Origin of the sequence: Brevundimonas sp. 357, from assembly GCF_003938605.1 — a bacterium.
Lineage (GTDB): Bacteria > Pseudomonadota > Alphaproteobacteria > Caulobacterales > Caulobacteraceae > Brevundimonas.
Genome location: NZ_RHWX01000058.1, coordinates 1 through 533, shown reverse-complemented (window position 1 = coordinate 533; position 533 = coordinate 1). Strand labels below are relative to the sequence as shown.

At 26.3% G+C, this 533-nt stretch carries 1 protein-coding gene; it reads right to left on the bottom strand.

Features of this window, described 5'->3' with window-relative positions; translation table 11 throughout:
- Positions 1-219 precede the first annotated feature (219 nt).
- On the bottom strand, positions 220-533 hold a 314-nt coding region (gene bacA / locus EGK63_RS16370; protein WP_125902309.1), incomplete at its 5' end, for a bacteriocin 51 precursor BacA.

Sequence of the window (533 nt, the reverse complement as noted above, 5' to 3'; positions counted from 1 at the left end):
AAAATTTAGTATGATTTATTTTTAGCTATTTAGAGTTTTTATTTCCGTAAATACTTCTAAAAATTGCTAAGATAAATGCTATAGGAATTAGATAAAGAATACTTTTTTGTAAGCTTATATTGAAAATTAGCCTAAATATGAAGAACATAGTGATTAAAACTATTATTGAAATAATTACAGCTAAAATCTTTTTATTCATGAGATAGTTTCACTTTCTGATTATTTTATTACATAACGAGCGTAATCATTGTATTGATATGATGTTGTATTGCTAAAGTGAGCATTATATGTTAATTGTACACCTTTTCCTTGATTTGCAGCTCTTACAAAGACATTCATTGCATCAACAGCACTACTAAAAGCATTTGTAATAACCCATGTTCCAACTCCACCAATAGGAATAAAAGATGCAATTTGAGCAGGAGTCTTTAGCTTATTATAATTTTTTTTCAAATCTCTACACATTTTATTAGTAACATAATAGTTCATTTTATAGCAAGTAAATCCACGATGATTATGATTATATCGTGAAC